At 39.6% G+C, this 19,611-nt stretch carries 15 protein-coding genes; 2 read left to right on the forward strand and 13 right to left on the reverse strand.

Going from position 1 to position 19,611, the window contains the following annotated elements; all coding sequences use genetic code 11:
• The first annotated feature begins 80 nt into the window (after positions 1–80).
• The gene (locus tag BLO34_RS02375) at positions 81–974 is read left to right on the forward strand and encodes a DUF302 domain-containing protein (protein ID WP_090756373.1); all 894 of its coding nucleotides are present in this window, start codon (positions 81–83) and stop codon (positions 972–974) included.
• Here BLO34_RS02375 and BLO34_RS02380 read toward each other — a convergent pair.
• From BLO34_RS02380 to BLO34_RS02435, 12 genes are all read right to left on the reverse strand, one after another.
• Entirely contained in the window at positions 971–1,636 is a 666-nt protein-coding gene (locus BLO34_RS02380; protein ID WP_090752260.1) for a hypothetical protein, read from the reverse strand. The genes BLO34_RS02375 and BLO34_RS02380 overlap by 4 nt on opposite strands.
• Positions 1,637–1,723: 87 nt before the next feature.
• Positions 1,724–2,584, reverse strand: coding sequence for an endo alpha-1,4 polygalactosaminidase (locus tag BLO34_RS02385; RefSeq protein WP_090752262.1), 861 nt, complete (start codon positions 2,582–2,584; stop codon positions 1,724–1,726).
• A gap of 132 nt (positions 2,585–2,716) precedes the next feature.
• Positions 2,717–3,526: a mechanosensitive ion channel family protein gene (locus BLO34_RS02390; protein ID WP_090756376.1), complete on the reverse strand. Its 810-nt coding sequence runs from the start codon at positions 3,524–3,526 to the stop codon at positions 2,717–2,719.
• Positions 3,527–3,706: 180 nt separating this feature from the next.
• Positions 3,707–5,515: an acyl-CoA dehydrogenase family protein gene (locus BLO34_RS02395; RefSeq protein WP_090752264.1), complete on the reverse strand. Its 1,809-nt coding sequence runs from the start codon at positions 5,513–5,515 to the stop codon at positions 3,707–3,709.
• A 39-nt stretch (positions 5,516–5,554) separates the two neighbouring features.
• Positions 5,555–5,920 carry a four helix bundle protein gene (locus BLO34_RS02400; protein ID WP_090752266.1) on the reverse strand — a complete coding sequence of 122 codons (366 nt, stop codon included), beginning with the start codon at positions 5,918–5,920 and terminating at the stop codon, positions 5,555–5,557.
• Positions 5,921–6,070: 150 nt separating this feature from the next.
• Positions 6,071–7,264, reverse strand: a complete 1,194-nt coding sequence (locus tag BLO34_RS02405) for an acetyl-CoA C-acyltransferase (protein ID WP_090752269.1) — start codon at positions 7,262–7,264, stop codon at positions 6,071–6,073.
• Positions 7,265–7,268: 4 nt separating this feature from the next.
• Positions 7,269–9,677 carry a 3-hydroxyacyl-CoA dehydrogenase/enoyl-CoA hydratase family protein gene (locus BLO34_RS02410; RefSeq protein ID WP_090752271.1) on the reverse strand — a complete coding sequence of 803 codons (2,409 nt, stop codon included), beginning with the start codon at positions 9,675–9,677 and terminating at the stop codon, positions 7,269–7,271.
• Positions 9,678–9,679: 2 nt separating this feature from the next.
• Positions 9,680–10,138, reverse strand: a complete 459-nt coding sequence (locus BLO34_RS02415; protein WP_090752273.1) for a MarR family winged helix-turn-helix transcriptional regulator — start codon at positions 10,136–10,138, stop codon at positions 9,680–9,682.
• Between the two features lie 154 nt (positions 10,139–10,292).
• On the reverse strand, positions 10,293–12,347 hold the full coding sequence (locus tag BLO34_RS02420; protein ID WP_090752275.1) for a gliding motility-associated C-terminal domain-containing protein: 2,055 nt from the start codon (positions 12,345–12,347) through the stop codon (positions 10,293–10,295).
• A 27-nt stretch (positions 12,348–12,374) separates the two neighbouring features.
• Positions 12,375–15,662 (reverse strand): T9SS type B sorting domain-containing protein, encoded by a 3,288-nt coding sequence (locus tag BLO34_RS02425; protein ID WP_090752277.1) that lies wholly within the window; start codon positions 15,660–15,662, stop codon positions 12,375–12,377.
• 23 nt (positions 15,663–15,685) lie between these two features.
• Complete coding sequence (locus BLO34_RS02430; RefSeq protein WP_090752279.1) at positions 15,686–16,528, reverse strand: ABC transporter permease; 843 nt, start codon at positions 16,526–16,528, stop codon at positions 15,686–15,688.
• A gap of 12 nt (positions 16,529–16,540) precedes the next feature.
• Positions 16,541–17,434, reverse strand: coding sequence for an ABC transporter ATP-binding protein (locus tag BLO34_RS02435; protein ID WP_090752281.1), 894 nt, complete (start codon positions 17,432–17,434; stop codon positions 16,541–16,543).
• Positions 17,435–17,491: 57 nt separating this feature from the next.
• Between BLO34_RS02435 and BLO34_RS02440 the strand changes: the two genes are divergently transcribed.
• Positions 17,492–18,550, forward strand: a complete 1,059-nt coding sequence (locus BLO34_RS02440; protein ID WP_090752283.1) for a hypothetical protein — start codon at positions 17,492–17,494, stop codon at positions 18,548–18,550.
• Here BLO34_RS02440 and BLO34_RS02445 read toward each other — a convergent pair whose 3' ends face one another.
• Entirely contained in the window at positions 18,551–19,609 is a 1,059-nt protein-coding gene (locus tag BLO34_RS02445) for a nucleoid-associated protein (RefSeq protein ID WP_090752285.1), read from the reverse strand. It lies immediately after the preceding gene.
• Positions 19,610–19,611: the final 2 nt, after the last annotated feature.

Consider the following 19,611-nt stretch of genomic DNA (forward strand, 5'->3'; position numbering starts at 1 on the left):
CACTCTCCATCCACGTTAAAGAATAAACAATAAGTTGCCCGAGGTTTTATATTGTAATATTTTTCTTCAAAATGATTTCCATGATACGTCTATTTATATTGAGTTGCTTACTGATAACAAGTTGTAGCGATGATGATGCCGCAGATAACCTACCTGTAACTACCGGAGCGAACTACAGTTTTTCCCGCGCAGAATTTGATGAAACTTATTCATTGCTGGTAAGCAGTCTACGCGATGCAGGACCAGTAAGCATTGTGGCGCAAGTGGATCATAGAAGTAATGCATCTAGAGTAAATCAAGAATTGCGTAATACGAGCACCGTATTTTTTGGAAATCCTGCGTTGGGAACACCTTTTATGCAGCAAAATCAGCAAGCTGGACTTGATCTACCACAAAAATTTGCGGTCTACGAAAATGAAAATGAATTGACGACAGTCATCTATAATTCAGTTGACTATCTGAATGCTAGACATGGAGTGGATCCAGAATCTGGAGATATGGTGGCACAGGCATTAAGCAATTTTGCCAGTAGTGCTACAGATAATTCGGTTAGAAGTAATGGTACACGCGTTTCACTCAATCAAGGTGTGCGAACGGTTGTTAGTGATCAGGATTTTGAAACGACTTATTCCACTTTAATTTCTACACTGCAGTCTAATTCCAACATTTCTATCGTTGCAGAGCTTGATCATCAAGCAAATGCGGCTAGTGTAAATATGACGTTGAGACCAACTAGGGTTGTGATCTTCGGCAATCCGGCCTTAGGAACGCCTTTACTGCAAGAAGGTAGCTCTATTGCATTAGACCTTCCACAGAAAATGCTGGTGTATGAATCTGCAGATGGTTCGGTTAATATCGCTTACAATGATGCTGTCTATATAGCGCAACGTCACGGGATTTCTGGTCAGTCAGAAAATTTAGAAACCATCAATATGGCTTTGAGTAATCTTGCAAATACTGCGGCAGGACGTTAATCTTCTTCCTCAATAATCAATTTTGCTTCAAACTCACCTTTAATAAAATCTTCATTGTTGATCCAGTAATCTGATGTGATGATCTGATAGGAGTGATCACCTGTTTTTTCAAAGTACCACAGAATATCTTCGGCTTCTGGAAATTCTTCCTCACCGCTTATCTGATCTTTATATAAACGCTGAACGATCGCATGAGGATCAATACCAGTACACAACATTCTTAATACATCATCTTCTTTCAACTCTTGGGTATTTTCCTTGAGAGGTTTAGCAGTGAATTGGATCACAGTTGCTTTGGCATGTGGGAACTTACCATTGTAGGCTTTGTATAGAAACTCATTCACATCAAATAGTCTGCTATGTAAGGAGATGTCAGAATGCTTTTCGGCTACATTTTCCTTAAGCATATCGTTGGATACTTGATCATATTGACCGTCGTTCATTTCATCATTAAATTTATAACGCAGGACAATCTCTGCAGCCTCTTGTGGCTCATATTCAGAAATGGCGAGGTATAATAGTTCTTTTAAATCCTGATCAGAAGCATCGCCTGTATCACCAAATTCAAACAACTCCAATAGATTGACATAATCATCGTGATTCCATTTGTTTTCTATCTCATCAATGTTGGATACGTCGTCTATGGATATTTGATACTTCATAAGTCTAATTTTAAAGAAGTAAAATTAGAATATAGACCTTGATAGCCTGCCAAAATCAGCTTAAAGTAATCGTATCAAATCGTCTGATTAATAGCAGTAAAAAGTCGTGTTTGTAAGATCCCGGTTTTTTAAAAGGCTGGTATATTGTAATTGAGTAGCTACGGGACAAACATCGCGATTAAAATTTGCCCGGTTTATTCTATCTGTATACTCGACAAGAAATACGGCTTTATTGGCATTGATGTACGGTTCTAATTGCTGATAGAAGTTCTCTACATAAGCATCTTCTGCAAGGAACCAATCGAATTCGTTTACCATTATAGGTATAAGTTCTTCTGCATTTTTTTGAGCGATGCTTAAACCACGTTCATGAGCTTCTCTTATAAGCCATTTGGAATAGGTGATGGCATCTTGCTCGGTTAAGTTGAAACCTGTATTATTTTGATAGCCGTTAATGTTGTCAGGTTCAATGCCGTCAAAGCCTTTAGCTTTAATCATGTCCAGTCTAGCTTCCATAATCGGACCTATGATATCAATCTGTCTAACATCTAGCCAATTCTCATCTGGAAAATCTTCATATCTGTTTCCTTTAATACCTGCAGGGAATGAGCCGGCATCTTCTCTGAAATTTTCAAAACTTCCCACCGATAGATATGCAATGACTTTTGTGCCTTGGGCTTGTAGGTTAGCCACTAATTCTGGAGTAGCTGCAAAAGCATCAATGTCAATAACATCAACATTTGCCTGAAAGTTATTTGGAAGATCATCCAATCGCCATTCAAATGTAGTTCCTGGTGTAGGGATGAAAATTCCATTTTCAAACCTTCCATTTCCTGTTTGCACTGGTGGATTATTAGGATCCATTCCAGTGTCATAATCTTCCTCACTAGAGCAAGAAAGTAACCCTAACAGGATAAAAATATAGCCTAAAAATGATCTTGATTTCATGGATTCTCAATTTGCCCGAATAACGGTTTACGACAGATTAAAGTATTTAAAATGTCAATTCAAATGAGAACATAAAAACATAAAAAGCCGATTCAAACTAATGAAACGGCTTTATAAATTTAAGGCAATAAATTAAGCCTCTTTATGAATCTCCACCTGATGAGGATAAGGTATCTCAACACCTATGGCATCTAATGTAGGTTTGAAGTTCTCCTGCAAGTACCAGTAAACCGTCCATACATCATTAGATAGAGTATACGGTCTTACATTAATATTAATACTGCTATCTGCATTTTCAGCAACTTGAATCAATGGAGCCGGATCTTCTAACACTAGAGGATGAGACTTACAAAGATTCATTAATGCCTCTTTTACCTTAGGAATGTCAGCATCATAACTCACACCTATCGATGCCTGACATCTAAGTATACCAGTACCATCATGATTGATAATATTACCGTTGAGTAATGGACCGTTAGGAATGATAGCTAGCTTGCGTTCAAAAGTGATCACTTTAGTTTGAAGGATATCAATTTCAGATATCGTACCAGTAATTCCTTGAGCTTCTACCACATCGCCTACCTTGAAAGGTTTGAACAAGAGAAGTAGAACACCACCGGCAAAGTTAGATAAGGATCCTTGTAATGCAAGGCCTATAGCAAGAGCCATACCACCAAGAACAGCCGCAAATCCAGCGGTTGGAACTCCTAAAATTCCTATAATCGCCAAAATCAAAAGTATCCACGCACCCCATGTCAGAATGTTGACTAGGAATTTCTGCAGCGTCAGCTCATAATCACGCTTGGTCATGACCTTACGAGCTAATTTGATAAATCTTTTAATTAACCAGGCACCAATGATATATGCGATGATCGCCTTTAAAATAGGCAAGCCATATTCTAGGGCAAGTGCAACGATGCTTCCGGTATTGAAATCTTCCATAATACTATATTCAGTTTTCGCAAAACTATAAGTTAGATCGCCATTTCTCCTTAGTAAATTGTTAAGTATACTGATGATGAGGATATCGCTTTCGCGAAAGCGAACTAACATTCCACTCAATCAGATAAAAAAAAGCCTTGAATCTCTCCAAGGCAATTTTTCACTTCACGTTTTAGTTTCCTAGAAAGGATACTTATTTTCTTCAGTTACTTTATCTGCGATCGTGTTTCTTAGTTCGATCACGTTAGGCAAATTGGCATACTTAGTAAATCGTTTCAAGCCCATTAGCATCATTCGTTGCTCATCACCTTCGGCAAATCCTGCGATTCCTTCTTCAGCTTTTGCTTGAATAATCTTGGATGCTTTGTATAAGTATAACTTAGACATTGCGATTTGCTCTGTCTGAGAGTCTTCACCATAACGGCCAGCGTTCTTTTCAGTTCTTAGGATCGCACTTTCTGCCATATAGATCTCGATCAAGATATCAGATGCGGCAAGCAATAATTGCTGGTGCTTCTCTAATTCAGTTCCTAATTTTTGAACGGCGCTACCAGCAACCATCAAGAACACTTTCTTGAGTTTGGCAAGCATTTCTTTCTCTTCAGCAAAAAGCTGAGAGTAATCTGGCGTATCAAAAGATGGAATAGAGGTCAATTCCTGGCCTACTGCCATTGCTGGTTCTAGTAGATTCACATGACCCTTCATTGCCTTCTTCACAAGCATTCCGACCGCTAGCATGCGGTTGATCTCGTTAGTACCTTCATATATACGGGAAATACGAGCATCTCTCCAGGCGGCTTCCATAGGAGCATCTGCACTAAAGCCCATACCACCATAAATCTGGATACCTTCATCGGCACATTCCTGCATATCTTCAGAAACTGCTACTTTGAGGATAGAACATTCAATAGCAAACTCTTCAACACCTTTCAATTCTGATTGAGCAAATGTTTCTCCAGCTTCTTGTCTTGCGTGGATCCTATTTTCAATGTCTTTTGCTGCACGATAAGAAGCACTTTCACCTACATAAGCGTTAGTTGCCATATCTGCAATTTTCTTGCGTATCGCACCAAACTTGGCAATAGGCGTATTGAACTGCTCACGGTCGTTAGCATATTGAGTAGCTAATGAAATCACACGACGTTGTGCATCTAAACATGCTGCTGCCAACTTGATACGACCTACGTTCAACGCGTTCATAGCAATTTTGAAACCTTCACCTTGACCAGCCAACATATTTTCAACTGGTACTAACGTATCGTTGAAAAATACCTGACGAGTAGAAGAGGAGTGGATACCGAGCTTATGCTCTTCTTCACCCATAGAAATCCCATTGCTAGAATCATTTTCTACAATAAATCCAGTGATGTTTTTATCATCGCCCATACGTGCGAAAACCACAAATACATTACAAAAACCAGCATTTGAGATCCACATTTTTTGACCGTTGATCTTGTAATGCTTACCATCTTCTGTAAGTTCTGCTTTTGTTTTTCCAGAGTTGGCGTCAGAACCTGCGCCTGGCTCTGTCAAACAGTAAGCTCCAAACCACTCACCAGTGGCAAGTTTAGGAACGTATTTTTTCTTCTGTTCTTCAGTTCCGTATAAAGTAATAGGCATGGTACCAATTCCTGTATGTGCACCAAAAGCGGTAGCGATGGAACCAGTTGCTCCAGAGATGTAGTCACAAACCAACATTGTGGAAACAAATCCCATTCCTAGACCGTCGTATTCTTCTGGCACTGCGATACCTAAAAAGCCCATTTCTCCAGCCTTGCGCATTACTTCTTCAGTAAGTGCGTAATCTTTCTTTTCAAAACGTTCTTTGTGAGGTACAATCTCTTTGTCCACAAACTCGCGGACAGATTCCTTCATCATCTGTTGTTCATCCGTGAAATCTTCAGGAGTGAACACATCTTCTGCGGTTGTTTCTGTTACTATAAATTGACCACCGCGGATCATTTTCTTTTCTGCTGTTTCTGTTGACATAATAGTATTTAGTATTTAGTACGCAAGCCTAGCTTGCTTTTAGTAATTAGTATTTTTACTCAGTGACTTTTGTAGTGAAATATTCATTTTGCTAATCTCGACACATTGATCAACTATTTTTTCTGATATTTCTTTATCAATTAATTTTAATCTCTCAGATAAAAATGTTTGAGTTATCAATTCTGAGGTACTTCCAGAAGCGATCCCTAAGAAATAATTAAACTGCTGATTACTATTTCTTCCTGACCCTTCTGCGATATTTGATGGAATTGAAACAGCGCTTCTTCGCATTTGTGAAGTCAAACCGTATTTTTCTTCGTTCGGAAATTGCTCGGTAGCTTTATAAATTTCAGCTACAAGATCCATCGCTTTTTGCCAAATATTCAATTTCTCAAATTGATGCATTATATATCCTTAAATTTCAATCCTATTACGCTTTCGCGAAAGCGTAAAAACCAATCTTCTTTGAACGCTATTAGTCTTTCTTTATACCACTAAAATACCTTCAACTCTAACGTCTAATTACTAAAAGCGAAGCGGTCTAAATACTGACGACTAATTTAAAAACTCAAATATTCCAGCGGCTCCTTGTCCAGTTCCCACACACATGGTAACCATACAGTGTTTGCCTTGATTGCCACGCTTGCGCATTTCATCAAAAATCTGAACCGATAATTTTGCACCAGTACATCCTAGTGGATGACCCAATGCGATCGCACCACCGTTGACATTCACGATGTCCTTATTAAGATCTAACTCGCGAACTACAGCTACAGATTGACTTGCAAACGCCTCGTTCAATTCGATCAAGGCCATGTCTTCTTTTTTAAGTCCGGCTTGTTTCAATGCTTTAGGAATCGCAATGATAGGAGCAATTCCCATCACGCGTGGTTCAACGGCTGCAACGGCAAAGCTTACCATTTTTGCAATAGGTTTGATGCCCAATTCGTTCACCATATCCTCGCTCATCACTAAAGTGAATGCTGCACCATCACTAGTTTGTGAAGAGTTACCAGCAGTAACACTACCACCAGCAGCGAATACTGGACGTAATTTTGATAAAGCTTCTACATTAGTTCCTTTACGCGGACCTTCATCTTTAGTCACCGTGTAAGTTCTAGTTTGTTTTTTACCATTCTCATCAAGGTAAACTTCCTCAACATCGATAGGTACGATTTGATCTTGAAAACGATTCTCTTCTTGAGCTTTTAAGGCTTTCATTTGAGATTCGTAGGCAAACTGATCTTGTTCTTCACGAGAGACGTTGTATTCATTCGCCACCTCTTCAGCGGTCAATCCCATTCCCCAATAATAATCTTCGTGACCTTGTTTGGCCAGCTTGTAATCTGGAGTTGGTTTGTAACCACCCATTGGGACATAGCTCATACTTTCTACACCACCAGCCACGATACATTCTGCCATTCCTGACTGTATACGTGCTACTGCTGCGCCTATCGCATCTAATCCTGAAGCACACCATCTATTGATAGTGGTTCCAGGAACGTCCACACGATCCAACGCTAAAAGTGAGATCTGGCGTGCCATGTTCAATCCCTGTTCTGCCTCAGGCATCGCGTTACCAATGATCATATCATCAATGCGGCCTTTGTCAAAATCAGGAAGATCCTTCAACATTCCTTGAATGGTTTCGGCAGCAAGTTCGTCAGGTCTTTTGAACCTAAAAACGCCTCTGCCAGATTTTCCTACCGCTGTTCTTTTTGCGGCTACTATATATGCTGTTTTGTTCATTGTCTTAGTTTCTAAGTGGTTTACCTTTTTGCAACATGTGCTGCAAGCGTTCCAACGTTTTACGTTCTCCCGTTAAACTCAAGAAAGCTTCTCTCTCAAGATCTAGAAGATATTGTTCTGATACTTCTTGTGCTTGACTCAAATTGCCACCAGCCATAACGTAGGCTAGCTTGTTGGCAATTTTCTTATCATGGTCGCTGATGTATTTACCAGCTTCCATTGCGTCAGTTCCAACGAGGAACATACCTAAAGCCTGTTGACCAAGAACTTTAATGCTTTTGTTAGGTGGCGGTTGGGTGTAACCCATATCTGCCAGCATTCTAGCTTCTGCTTTGGCAGCTGCAATCTGGTGAGACGCGTTTACCACAACTTTGTCTTTTCCTTTCTCTAATATTCCCAAATCAAAAGCTTCATAAGCACTTGTTGCAACTTTAGCCTGTCCAATGGTTAAGAAGTATTCTCTTAATCGGTTGAGTTCTACATCACCCTGACCAAATCCTTTCGCTGCTCTCAGCGTCATTTCTTTAGATCCACCACCGCCAGGAATTACTCCAACGCCAAACTCAACCAAACCGATATAGGTTTCTGCATGAGCTACCACGGCATCTGCATGCATAGACATCTCACAACCACCACCCAGCGTCATTTGATGTGGTGCTACAACAGTAGGAATACTGCTATAACGCATGCGCATCATAGTGTCTTGGAATTGTTTGATTGCCATGTTAAGCTCATCATATTCCTGCTCGACGGCCATCATGAAAATCATTCCAATGTTGGCACCTACTGAGAAGTTGGTGCCAGAATTGGCAACTACCAATCCGTCATAATTCGTTTCTGCAAGGTCAATCGCTTTATTAATACCGGCAAGTACATCACCACCTATAGAATTCATTTTACTACGGAACTCACAATTGATGATACCATCACCTAGATCTTGAATGGAAACACCAGAATTGCTCCAGATTTCTTTGGATTCTCTTATGTTATCAAGGATAATAATACTGTCCTGTCCAGGTTTCTTAACGTAGTCTTTATCTGGGATAGAGTAGTAATATGTCGCTCCGTCTTTTACTTTGTAAAAAGACTCAAAACCTTTCTCGAGCATTTCGGTTACCCATGAAGCTGGCTCTTTTCCCTGTTCTTTCATCAGGTCAATCCCTTTCTGAACACCAACAGCATCCCATATTTCAAAAGGGCCATTCTCCCAACCGAATCCTGCGCTCATTGCATCATCGATGCGATATAATTCATCAGAAATTCCTGGGATTCTGTGTTGTACGTATGCAAATAGGGAACCAAAACTCTTACGGTAAAATTCGCCAGCTTTATCTTTTCCTTTTATTAAAACAGGAAAACGATCTGGTACATTATCAATACTTTTAGTTTGTTCTAGAGTAGCAAATTTTGCTCGATCCTCTAGTTCATACTCCATCGTTTCAAGGTTCAATCCTTGAATCTCACTTTTGCCATCTTTCCCTTTTACTTTTTTGTAAAATCCTTGACCAGATTTACTACCTAGCCATTTGTTTTGCATCATCGTGTCGATGAATTCTGGAAGTTTGAACATATCTCTATGTTCATCTTCTGGAGCATTTTCATAAACACCATTGGCAACATGTACCAATGTATCCAATCCAACAACATCGACAGTTCTAAATGTAGCCGACTTAGGTCGTCCTATTACTGGACCTGTCAATTTATCGACTTCAGAAACAGTTAGTCCCATTTCTTTAACTGTATGGAATAAACTCTGTATAGAGAAAATACCAACACGGTTACCAATAAATGCCGGAGTATCCTTTGCAAGTACAGAAGTTTTGCCCAAGAATTTCTCACCATAGTGCATTAAGAAGTCGGTCACTTCAGGATCACAATCTGGTCCTGGAACAACTTCAAATAATTTCAAATATCTAGGTGGATTGAAGAAGTGTGTTACCGCAAAATGCTTACGGAAATCTTCACTGCGCCCTTCATTCATAAATTTGATAGGAATTCCAGACGTATTTGAGGTAATCAGAGTTCCTTTTTTACGGTGCTCTTCAATCTTTTCAAATACTGATTTCTTGATATCTAGTCGTTCTACAACTACCTCAATGATCCAGTCTGTATCTTTTATTTTTTTAAGGTCATCTTCTAGATTTCCAGTAGAAATGCGATTTGCAAACTCCTTAACATACAAAGGTGCAGGGTTACTTTTAATCGCACTGGCAAGATTTTCATTTACCATGCGATTGCGCACCTGCTTATCTTCTAGCGTTAATCCTTGAGCCTTTTCCTTATCTGTCAGTTCTCTAGGAACAATATCCAGCAATAATACCTCGCAACCTATGTTAGCAAAATGGCAAGCGATACCGCTTCCCATAATTCCTGAACCTATAACGGTCACATGTTTAATTCTGCGTTTTCCCATTTTTATTTTTTAACTAATGCTTGTTCTTGATTGTATACTTTCTTTGAATTAACCAGCTCATTAATGTGCTGGGCAACCTCTAGAAAGGTACTTAATTTTTCTTCTGAAATTTCTGCTTTGACTACGTTATCAAAGGTTTTAACGACGTTTTTTGAAAAGTCACGCATCTCCTTGCCAAAATCAGTTAGATGTATCAAAACACTACGTCCATCTTCTGGATTGCGAGATCTTTTGATCAATCCCTTTTCTTCCATTGACTTAAGTGTTCTAGAAAGTGATGTGGCTTCCATACCCATTTTTGGTCCCAGTGCCGTGCTCGGTGTTCCCGTATCTGGATCGATGCTAATAAGCGCAAAACCAGTTGCCATCGTACTATTCTTCACGCTGGCCTGTTCGTTATACATTTTGGCCACAGACATCCATGTGGATCGCAACACGTAATCTATCGTTTTGTTTTTCATATTCCTGCTACCAAAAATAACATAAAATACTATGCATGCATAGTAAATGTGTTAAAATTTGTAGTCAATTATTGGAAGAATGGCAAATGATGTAACATGGAAATGAGAATGTGATGGTTTACGCTTTCGCGAAAGCGAACTCATCCTAATCATCTTAATAGGTTAGGTAGATGTAGCCAGCAGAATCTTTCACCTCTGGATCATTGAGTTGAACCACATAATAATAGGTGCCAGCCGGCAACAATTCGCCATCGGTCCCTGCAACGTTGGAAGTTCCATCCCAGTTAGGATTATCGGGACCGCCATTCCAAACCGCACGACCGTACCTGTTGAATATGGAAATCTCAAAATTTTCATAGATGCCAATCAAGCCTGCGATTTGCAGTGAATCGTTAGACCCGTCGCCATTAGGAGTTAAGGTGTTGAATATTTCTACGGGACAATTTTCAATGATCAGACGGAGTTCTCTTATTTGAAAACAGTTTTCGTTTTGCACTTTCACATACAAAACGGTCGACTCTTCATCGCTCAAATAAGGCACGGTGACATTGATTGGTTCCTCATTGTTCAAAGCATCTTCTTGATTCTCGTGAATGGATACTGTTTGCTCTGGAATATTACTAATCGTCTCTGGAATAGCGCTTAAATTAAAAAAAGTCGCACCAGTTCCTAGATCGCATTCGGTAATCTGTAAATCGGTTTCATTGATTGCAACCTGCGGATAGATGATTACAGTTTCACTCAACGTTATAGTTTGGAAAAGAGTGGTAATTGTCGCACTAACCTCATAAGTTCCAACGCCAGAAAAAACGACCGATCCTTCTCTAGCTGTTGAAGTGTTTTCAGTTCCCAATTGTGGATCACCAAAATTCCAAACTACTTCATAATCATCAGTATTGGTTTCTAACGAATAAGTGATAGCATCACCATCACAGCCATTTTCCATTCTAATGGTAAACTCCTGGAAGAAGCTTTGCACAAAAATTGGTAGGCCATAAACACTTATCGTTCCTGGTTGTAGCGATTGCTGGTTGAAACCGTAACTGACTGGTACAGATCCATTGTTAGGATTTGATAAAACACTTAAGGCATTCTGATTGATTCTAGCGTGGTAAATATTGCCATCGATACCTATTTGCAAAGCTCCTCTAAACAACTGATTCCGATCCTGATGTATGGTGCGCTTTGAAGCAGCAATATCTGTGGCGTTGAGATCAAACTGAGCAATCTCACCGCCTATAAAATTAAATATCGAATTAACTGATGGTTCTAAATAGTCAATTTCTGCATACAGATAATTTCCATCTGGTGAGAACTCAATGCCATAATAAGAGCCATTGTCTTCTCTACTTAGTAACGGAATTGGGTTGCTCACAATACCTGTATTGTTATCAAAATCGTAGAGATAAAGTTCACCACCTTGAGCATAAGCCAGACTGCGTGCCTCAACGATGCCAGTAATGCCATCAAAATCTGCCGTTGTATTGTTAGAAAAATGAGCTGCTGCAAGTTTGGTACCGCTGCTATTCACCTTAATGTAGCCACGCATGGCTGCCACGTCCACATTAGTTATAAAAAAATCAACCAGCTCAATGAATGGGTCAACCTGAGAGATGACGGGTTCCATATTCAGTCCTGATGCAGTTAATTCATAGCTATAAAAGCGGTCTTCAAACTGGGTGATGATCCAGTAACCGGTATTGGTAGCATTTTCAATGGCAGTCAATTTTTCTGACGTGCGCTCCAGAACGAGCGTGTTTTTAGAATCTTGAAGTATGCCACCATTGCCATTATCTAGCGTCATATCAACAATCGAGTAGTGCATACCTTCGGCAAGGCGATATACCAGATCATCTGTGTCTACTGTAAAAATGTAGAAAAGGTTGGTAGAATCTGGAAAAGGAACTGCAACGGCGCTGCTTGTGCTGGAAGAGTTTCCTTTTAGACCGGTACCGTTAACCATGATTTCATGGTTGCGATTGTAAACTGTTGAGCCGTCGGTATAGAAGAGTAGGTTACCGTCCTCGTCAGATAAAGTTGCGCAGCCTTCACCGGTTTGCATCTGGCTTATGGCTGTTGATTCGACGTTTCCAGACCTAAAGTCTACTCCTGCATTTTCTCCAAAAAACCATTGAGATGATTCTAATTGCGCTTTCGCGAAAGCGAAACACATCAACATCATTCCAATAGCGAGGATCTGTTTAGTCATGTAATAGCGAGGCCTACAAAAGCTATCTTATCTTTTGAGTGAAAAGTTAGCGGAAAACTCTGTCCCATCAATTAGTGTTGCTTTAAACCAATAGTCTGTGGAAGGTAGCGGTTCTCCATTAAAAGTACCATCCCAACCTGGGCTAGTAGGTAACAACTGCTTGAGCAATTTGCCGTAGCGGTCAAATATATAGATGGTCGTATCTGGTTCAAACATTGCATTCACACCATCCAATTGCCAGAAATCATTAAATCCATCACCATTAGGCGTGAAAAATCTAGGATATCCAACGATACTGAAGGTTGCACTGGTCTCACCACATCCATTTTTATCATTGACAAACACCGTGTAGAATCCTGGATCCAATTGTTCAAAAACAGGATTTTCCTGATAAGCTGCATTAGGATCTATTCTAAATTCATAATCGCCCAAACCGCTTACCACAATAGTTGCAGATCCAAAAGTGCCACCATTTGCATTCACCACGTCAACCCGATCAATAGTTGCTGGCTCGCTAATCACTACCGTAACAACACGTTCATTGGTACAATTGTTAGAGTTCGAAACTACAACCGTGTAATCACCACCATCTCTAACATCAATGGCAAAAGTAGTTTCGCCAGTACTCCATTGATAGGTGTAATCTGCTGTGGCTCCTGGTAAAGGCCCAGCATCAATCGTCAACGGCTGCGGATCGTTTCCGCAATATTCTTGATAATCAGTCGGTACTATTTGCGGCAATTCATTGACTCTTAACTCCACCTCACTGATTCCGAAACAATTACCATCAGGTGATTCTGCTCTGGCATAAATCACTTGAGAATTTGGAGTGGTGTTGGTGAATTGAGTAGAAAGTGCGTTACGTTCTGCTAGAGCATCAGTAGCGGTCAGGTAATAGTTGACTGTTACATCGCTAGGAGCATTTGTTAGAACCGCATTGTCAGCATTTGTTAACGTGAATGTATGCAGACCGTCTTCAATGCCATCGTCATCACATTGCTCCAATAAAGCGTCCTGCGCATCACTGGCGCTTACTCTTAAAGTGACGTTTGCCGTGTTGAAGCAGCCTGTAGTTTGATTCGTTACACGAGCCACTATATTTTGAACTGGAGTCAGGTTACGGTAGTCGTTACGATCCAGCGGATTATTATCATTATCAGCGTCGTTTTGATCGAGGTAATAAGTGACCGCTACATCGCTGGCATTGTTAGAAACGCTTTCGTCAAAACTGGAAAGATTAAAATTGGTCCTCTGATCTGGGACACCATCTTCATCACATTGAAATCCGGTGAAATCAATGGCATCTGGTCGTTCCTGAACGACTAGGTCAAAACTCGTAGTAGCCTCACAAGAGGTTTCGGCATTGTTTTCAACTCTGGCAAAAATGGTTTGCCTGAACGGAGTGGTATTGCGATAGGATAGTGGCAACGGATTTTGATCAAGGGCTGCATCATTAGAATTTAAATGATAAGAGATTGTAAAATCTGCTGCGTTTTGAGTGGCTAAGATACTAGCGCTTTGATCACTTAGATCAAAGGTTTCAAAGCCATCAAAATTGTCATCACATGCTTCTAAGTCTTCTACTGTGTTAGCCACTGGTTGGTCATAAATATTAACTTGAAAAGATATTGTACTGTAACAATCGATATTAAATCTGTTATCAACCCGCGCGTATAATCGTTGTTGTGGAATATCTGTGGCGTATGGAACATTGATCTCATTCTCGCCAAAATCTGCATCTGATTGATTCCTGTAATAACTTACTAGGAAGCGTTGAGCGTCTTGACCTCCCAGAATTTCGGCTGTAGTTTCTATAAGATCAAAGGTTTCAAAACTATCCAGATTATCATCGCAAGCAAAAATATTTTCGGTTGGGTTTGCCGTTGGCGTATCAAAAATTTCTATCTGTTTGAAGAATTTTCTTTTAGTTCCCAAGAAATCCAATGTTAGTACGATATCATACACATCGGCTCTAGCATATTGAATTGTTGGAGTTAGTTGCGTTGAAGTATTTCCATCACCAAAATCCCATTCAACAGAGTTGGGAGCAGTATCCGTTTCAAATGAAAATAATGTATCATCTCCTTCACAAATATTCTCCACGTTGATACTGGCAAAGAAGGTTTGTATGAAAGGAGGCAATCCTTGACGTGATAATCTTCCCGCAAGCGGTATGGCGTCGTGCTGGTAATTTGCTCCAGCGCCCTTTACATCTGGATTATTTATCACCCCTAAAAATGGCTTACCATTTGGATAATTATCTGAAAGAGCAAAGTATATTTTACCATTCACTCCTAGTTGTAATGCACCTCGATAACCTAGTCCATCATAAATAGATAATCGACTGGCATTTATTTCAGTAATATTCGGTTTTTCAACATCAAACTGATAGATATTGGTTTGATGTGCTGAAGCTGGAGCGCCAGCACCAGCTCCATTAGTTGCAGAGATATAAAGAAATTGATTGTTAGGAGAAAACTCAACTCCGTATCCTTGTCTAAAATTTAGATCCAGAGCTCTTTCATTGCTTACTTCTCCAGTGACATCATTAAAATCGTAAAGATAGGTTCCTCTATCCATGTTAGCAGAAATCAGTTTAGTACCGTCTGAAGAAAATTTTAAATACCCACGACTTTCATCTCTAACAATTCGAGAAAATGTGTTTTCAACCGGAGAAGTCTCAACACCATTAGTAGTAACTTTGAAAGTATAAGTGGTATTAAAGCGAATACTACTATTTCCATCCTCATTTGCGTAACCGACTACAAAAATATCCTCATCATTATCAGCACTAATCGCTGCTATTTTTTCAGAACATAAACTGATGAGGTTTGGTGGATTATTAACATCCGTAGTGACTGCACCATTTCCAGAATCTAGTGTCATGTCTACCTCATAGTAATTCATCCCATAGGCAGGTAAGGCAGGTACATTATTGAATGCGGCTGAACCATTTGAGACGGTGAATATATAATAGATATTTGGGTCGCCAGGCTTAGGAATTATAATGCCACTTTGCGTGCTGGAAGGATTGCCTCGCAGATCATTGCCATTCTGCATGACTTCATGGTTACGATTGTAGACAGTGATTCCATCAGTATAAAACAAAAGATTACCATCTGTATCTGAAATTGTAGAACAGCCTTCATCGGTTCTCAGACTACCATTTGTGAGCGGAGAAACTTGTCCTGTATCTGGGTCAAAGCGAATACCTGCATTATCTCCAAAATACCAGTTTGCAGCCTCTAACTGAGCATGTCCCAATTGAGTGGCAACCAAAAGCAAAACAAATAAAACAAAACGTGTTTTTAGCATCTTGCTAAATTAAGGGATCTTAATTACAAATCCCTGCGCTTGATCAACCAGAAAGACCAATAAATAAACAAACTACTCCAGATAATTACAGAGGCTACATCGATCCATTCTACAGCGTATTGAAAGGTGACGCCACCTTGCCCTAATTGATTGATTCCAGAATCAATTAAATCAATGCGTGTAAATGGTTGCTTGATCAAATTTGACATGGCATTTAGAGGAAGAATATGTTCCAACCATTCCAAAGAATTCCATTGGAAGTAATAATCCAATCCACGGGCAGCTAAATTTAAGAGGCTTTCGAAAATATACCAGACAAATACAAACCCTAGCGCAAAGGCGCTTCGCTTCAATAAGATACCTGCAAATAGACAAAAACAGAAAAACACCAAGTGGCTTAAGAAAAAGGCTCCCAAAAATTCCATATCAGAAAAAATGATCGCTATCTCGTTATAATCGGAATAGATTAGTCCTAAAACTAAGGATGCCAAAAACACGATAGCGGTAACTAAGATGGCTAGAACTAATACAAAATAGAATTTTGAAAGGACCAATTCCTTCTTACTAAGACCGTCGATCAAATTTTGTTTTATAGTGCGATTACTGTACTCGCTAGCGGTAAGAGACACAATCACAATCGCAATAAAAATCTTTAGGTAGCTCGTAAAAAAAGTGCTAATGTGCCAAATGATTGGAAAATTAAAAATGCCCAAATCTGACAGACTTCCAGAAAAACCATTGAAGTCAATTCGTATCATCCCACCGAACATCATCAACACAACGATCGTGAGATAAATGATAGTCAACACTTTACTGCTGCGACTGTATCTAAATTTGTGAAATTCTATATCGAGTAATCGTAACATTCTGCAGTTGGTTTAGTTGTTTGTTAATTCAATGAATTGATCCTCTAGACTTTGCTTTTTGAACATGAGTCGGCTTAAGACAATTCCTGAGTTGAATGCATCCTGATTAATTTTTGTGGTGTCGACATCACTCAAAAGTTTTACTTCAAAACCATCAATGGTATCTTCAGTAGAGCCTGCATAGGATTGGGTTCTAAGGAAATTTGAAAGAGCTGAGCGATCTGTCGCATCAATCAAAATAGAACCAAAGTTTTTATTCATCTCTTCGACAGGACCGCAGTATAACATGGAACCTTTGCGCAGGACAATGACATGAGTACACACTTTTTCAACTTCATCAAGCAAATGCGAGGCCAACAAGATAGTGGTGCCTTGTGCAGCAATATGCTGTATAATATCACGGATCTTTCTGATTCCCTGTGGATCCAAACCATTGGTAGGTTCGTCCAGGATTAATATTTCAGGATCGTTTAGCAATGCACTCGCAATGGCAAGACGCTGCTTCATTCCTAACGAATAAGTTTTAAAGGGACTACGCTTTCGCGAAAGCAAATCCACCAGCTCCAACTTTTCATCAATTTTGTCAGCAGAAATATTTTTGATCTTACAAACAAGTTTGAGATTTTGGACCGCATCCATACTGGGATAAAAATTAGGCCTTTCTATAATCGCCCCAATCTTTTTTAAAGCTTCATGATCGTTAGTGGAACCATCAAACCAAGAGTAGCTTCCAGACGTTGGGTTCACGACATTGAGCACCATTCCCAATGTGGTGGATTTACCACTACCATTAGGGCCTAAAATGCCATAGACATGGCCTTTTTCTATTTTGAAACTAACATTATCCACGGCCTTAAGTGCACCATAATGTTTTGAGAGCTGGTTAATGTCAAGGATTTTTTCCACGGCTGGTCTTTTTGTTGTATTATGAGACTAAATTAATTGCTAAATGTTACGATACTAATGGATGAAGTTCTCGATGATAAATTATTGTCAAAAAAGAAACCAACGTTTCCAGTACATCAAAAACTAAAGGAATATCTCAAAAAATACAATAGAGAGTCCCAAATCACGGTCTCTTATGATGATTTGTTGAGGTTTCAAGGTGCGGTGACCGTTTATGATCACAATGACGATGATACCTTATGGGTACGTTGCTATTATCCGGACCATGAAAGACAGCACATAGATCGTGATCTTAAACATATTTATGATGTACTGCATAGTGATGGTCGGGATCAGTCGCAGGAATTTTTAACTGTCGATGCCGTTGACTACTGCACCTTTGGCAATACTAAGCCGTTCCGCATCAAGATCCGGAACATTCTGAATGATGGTCATACATACTTCTATGTAAAGAAAGCAGATTCTTCAAGAATCTACGGTCTGGAATTAGAACATCTTCTATCACCACACCGAATCAATTTTTTAGTGAACGGAGATACGTTGATAGAAGAGCACATTGCAGGAATACCTGGTGATGAATTTATCGAAGATTATCTCGAGGCCTGTACGCATCAAGAACGTACTCAAATTGCTAAGGAGTTTGTAAAATTTAATGAGCGTTGTTTGATACGTTTATTGGGTGATATGCGGGCTTACAATTATGTTATTATCCCAACACATGATTTTGACAGAGTGAGTTATGCAATACGTGCTATCGATTTTGATCAGCAAAATTATGAAGGCAGGTTAAAAGTATATCGACCACAATTTTTCAAGGAAAATGTGCCTATGGTCATGAACGTAGCAGAGTGCCTCAAAAACGAAAGCATCGAGCAATATAAAAAAGAGGAACGGGCTCTAATTGCAAAACGTTTGATTAACACGCAGTCTCGCTACAAAGCGTTACTTAGATGTATGCGTTCTGATGAATTAAGTACTCAAGATAAACTCAAGGAACTTAAAACCGAACTGCTAAATTTCACGGGTGATATAAAATTCAAAAATTGCCGAAATATGGGATCTGTGCTCAACACAGCGTTAGAATTTGTCAGACGTAATTATAACAATGATTATTGATTACTTCTTTTCCTCACGGTTGAAGTAAACTAGGTAATAATACATCTGGCGTTCTTCATCCCAACCTTTCTCAATGAACTTTTCTGCACTGTCGCTGTTGGTGAAGTCCATTTTGATTTGCACGTGCGTGTCTAGATTAATAACACTTTTGATCCCCTTTCTGGCTGCGCTCACAGCAGTGTTCGAAATAGGAAAGTTGGAGACGTCTTCGATGCTATATTTAGGCCCTTTTTCAACTTTGTAATGCTTGAATTCTGGGATGAGGTCAGGATTTTCAAACGTGTCGTTCAAAAATGCAGACTCTTCAAAATTGTCATTTTTCGCAAAGTGATTAACCGCGCGATTCATGAACATCACTTCTTCCTTTTTGTCTTCGGCGGGAAGGACTACATCTTTTGCAAAGTCCTGACAGAACTTGAGGTATTTCTTGGTAAAGAAATTCTCGTCCTCAAATACATCAACACCTAAGAAATCGTCTAGCCAATATTTAGCATCATAACGGTTTGAGTCTACAGATAATATTTTGAATCCGTTTTCCTGTTCTGTGTTGAAAATGATGGCTCCTTTGTCTAATTTGTTGAGGTTGACACCTTGTTTTAGGAGCATTTTGAGATCGGTTTCAGTTTCTTCAAATTGTAAAAAATCCTGTTTGATCTCGCTTTTAAAGATACCTATCGCGTCCACTTTGTTGTTGTCCAACATCAAGTTGGTCAAATGACATACGTATAACTCGCCGCTTCTTATGTGTGGATGAACGGACTGTTGATAGAGGTGTTTCGCAATCTTTTTAGAGTTGTCCAGTAAGCTTGCTGGAGTGGAGAATATCGCTTTCGCGAAAGCGAATAATTCATGAAATTCAAGGTCTTCTTCATGATGAAAACTATAATAAGCCTCTTCTTTTGAACGGAACGGTTTCAAAAAATACTCCTTGAGCAGTGAGTGCATCTCATCATCCAGTGGCGTGCTATTGCTGGAAGTAAGCAACATCTCACCTTTGTTTTTGTTCCCAACGCGATGGATGGCGAGGTCTTCAATTCTGGTATTATATAGGTTGATCATGT

The organism is Nonlabens sp. Hel1_33_55 (genome assembly GCF_900101765.1).
GTDB lineage: Bacteria > Bacteroidota > Bacteroidia > Flavobacteriales > Flavobacteriaceae > Nonlabens.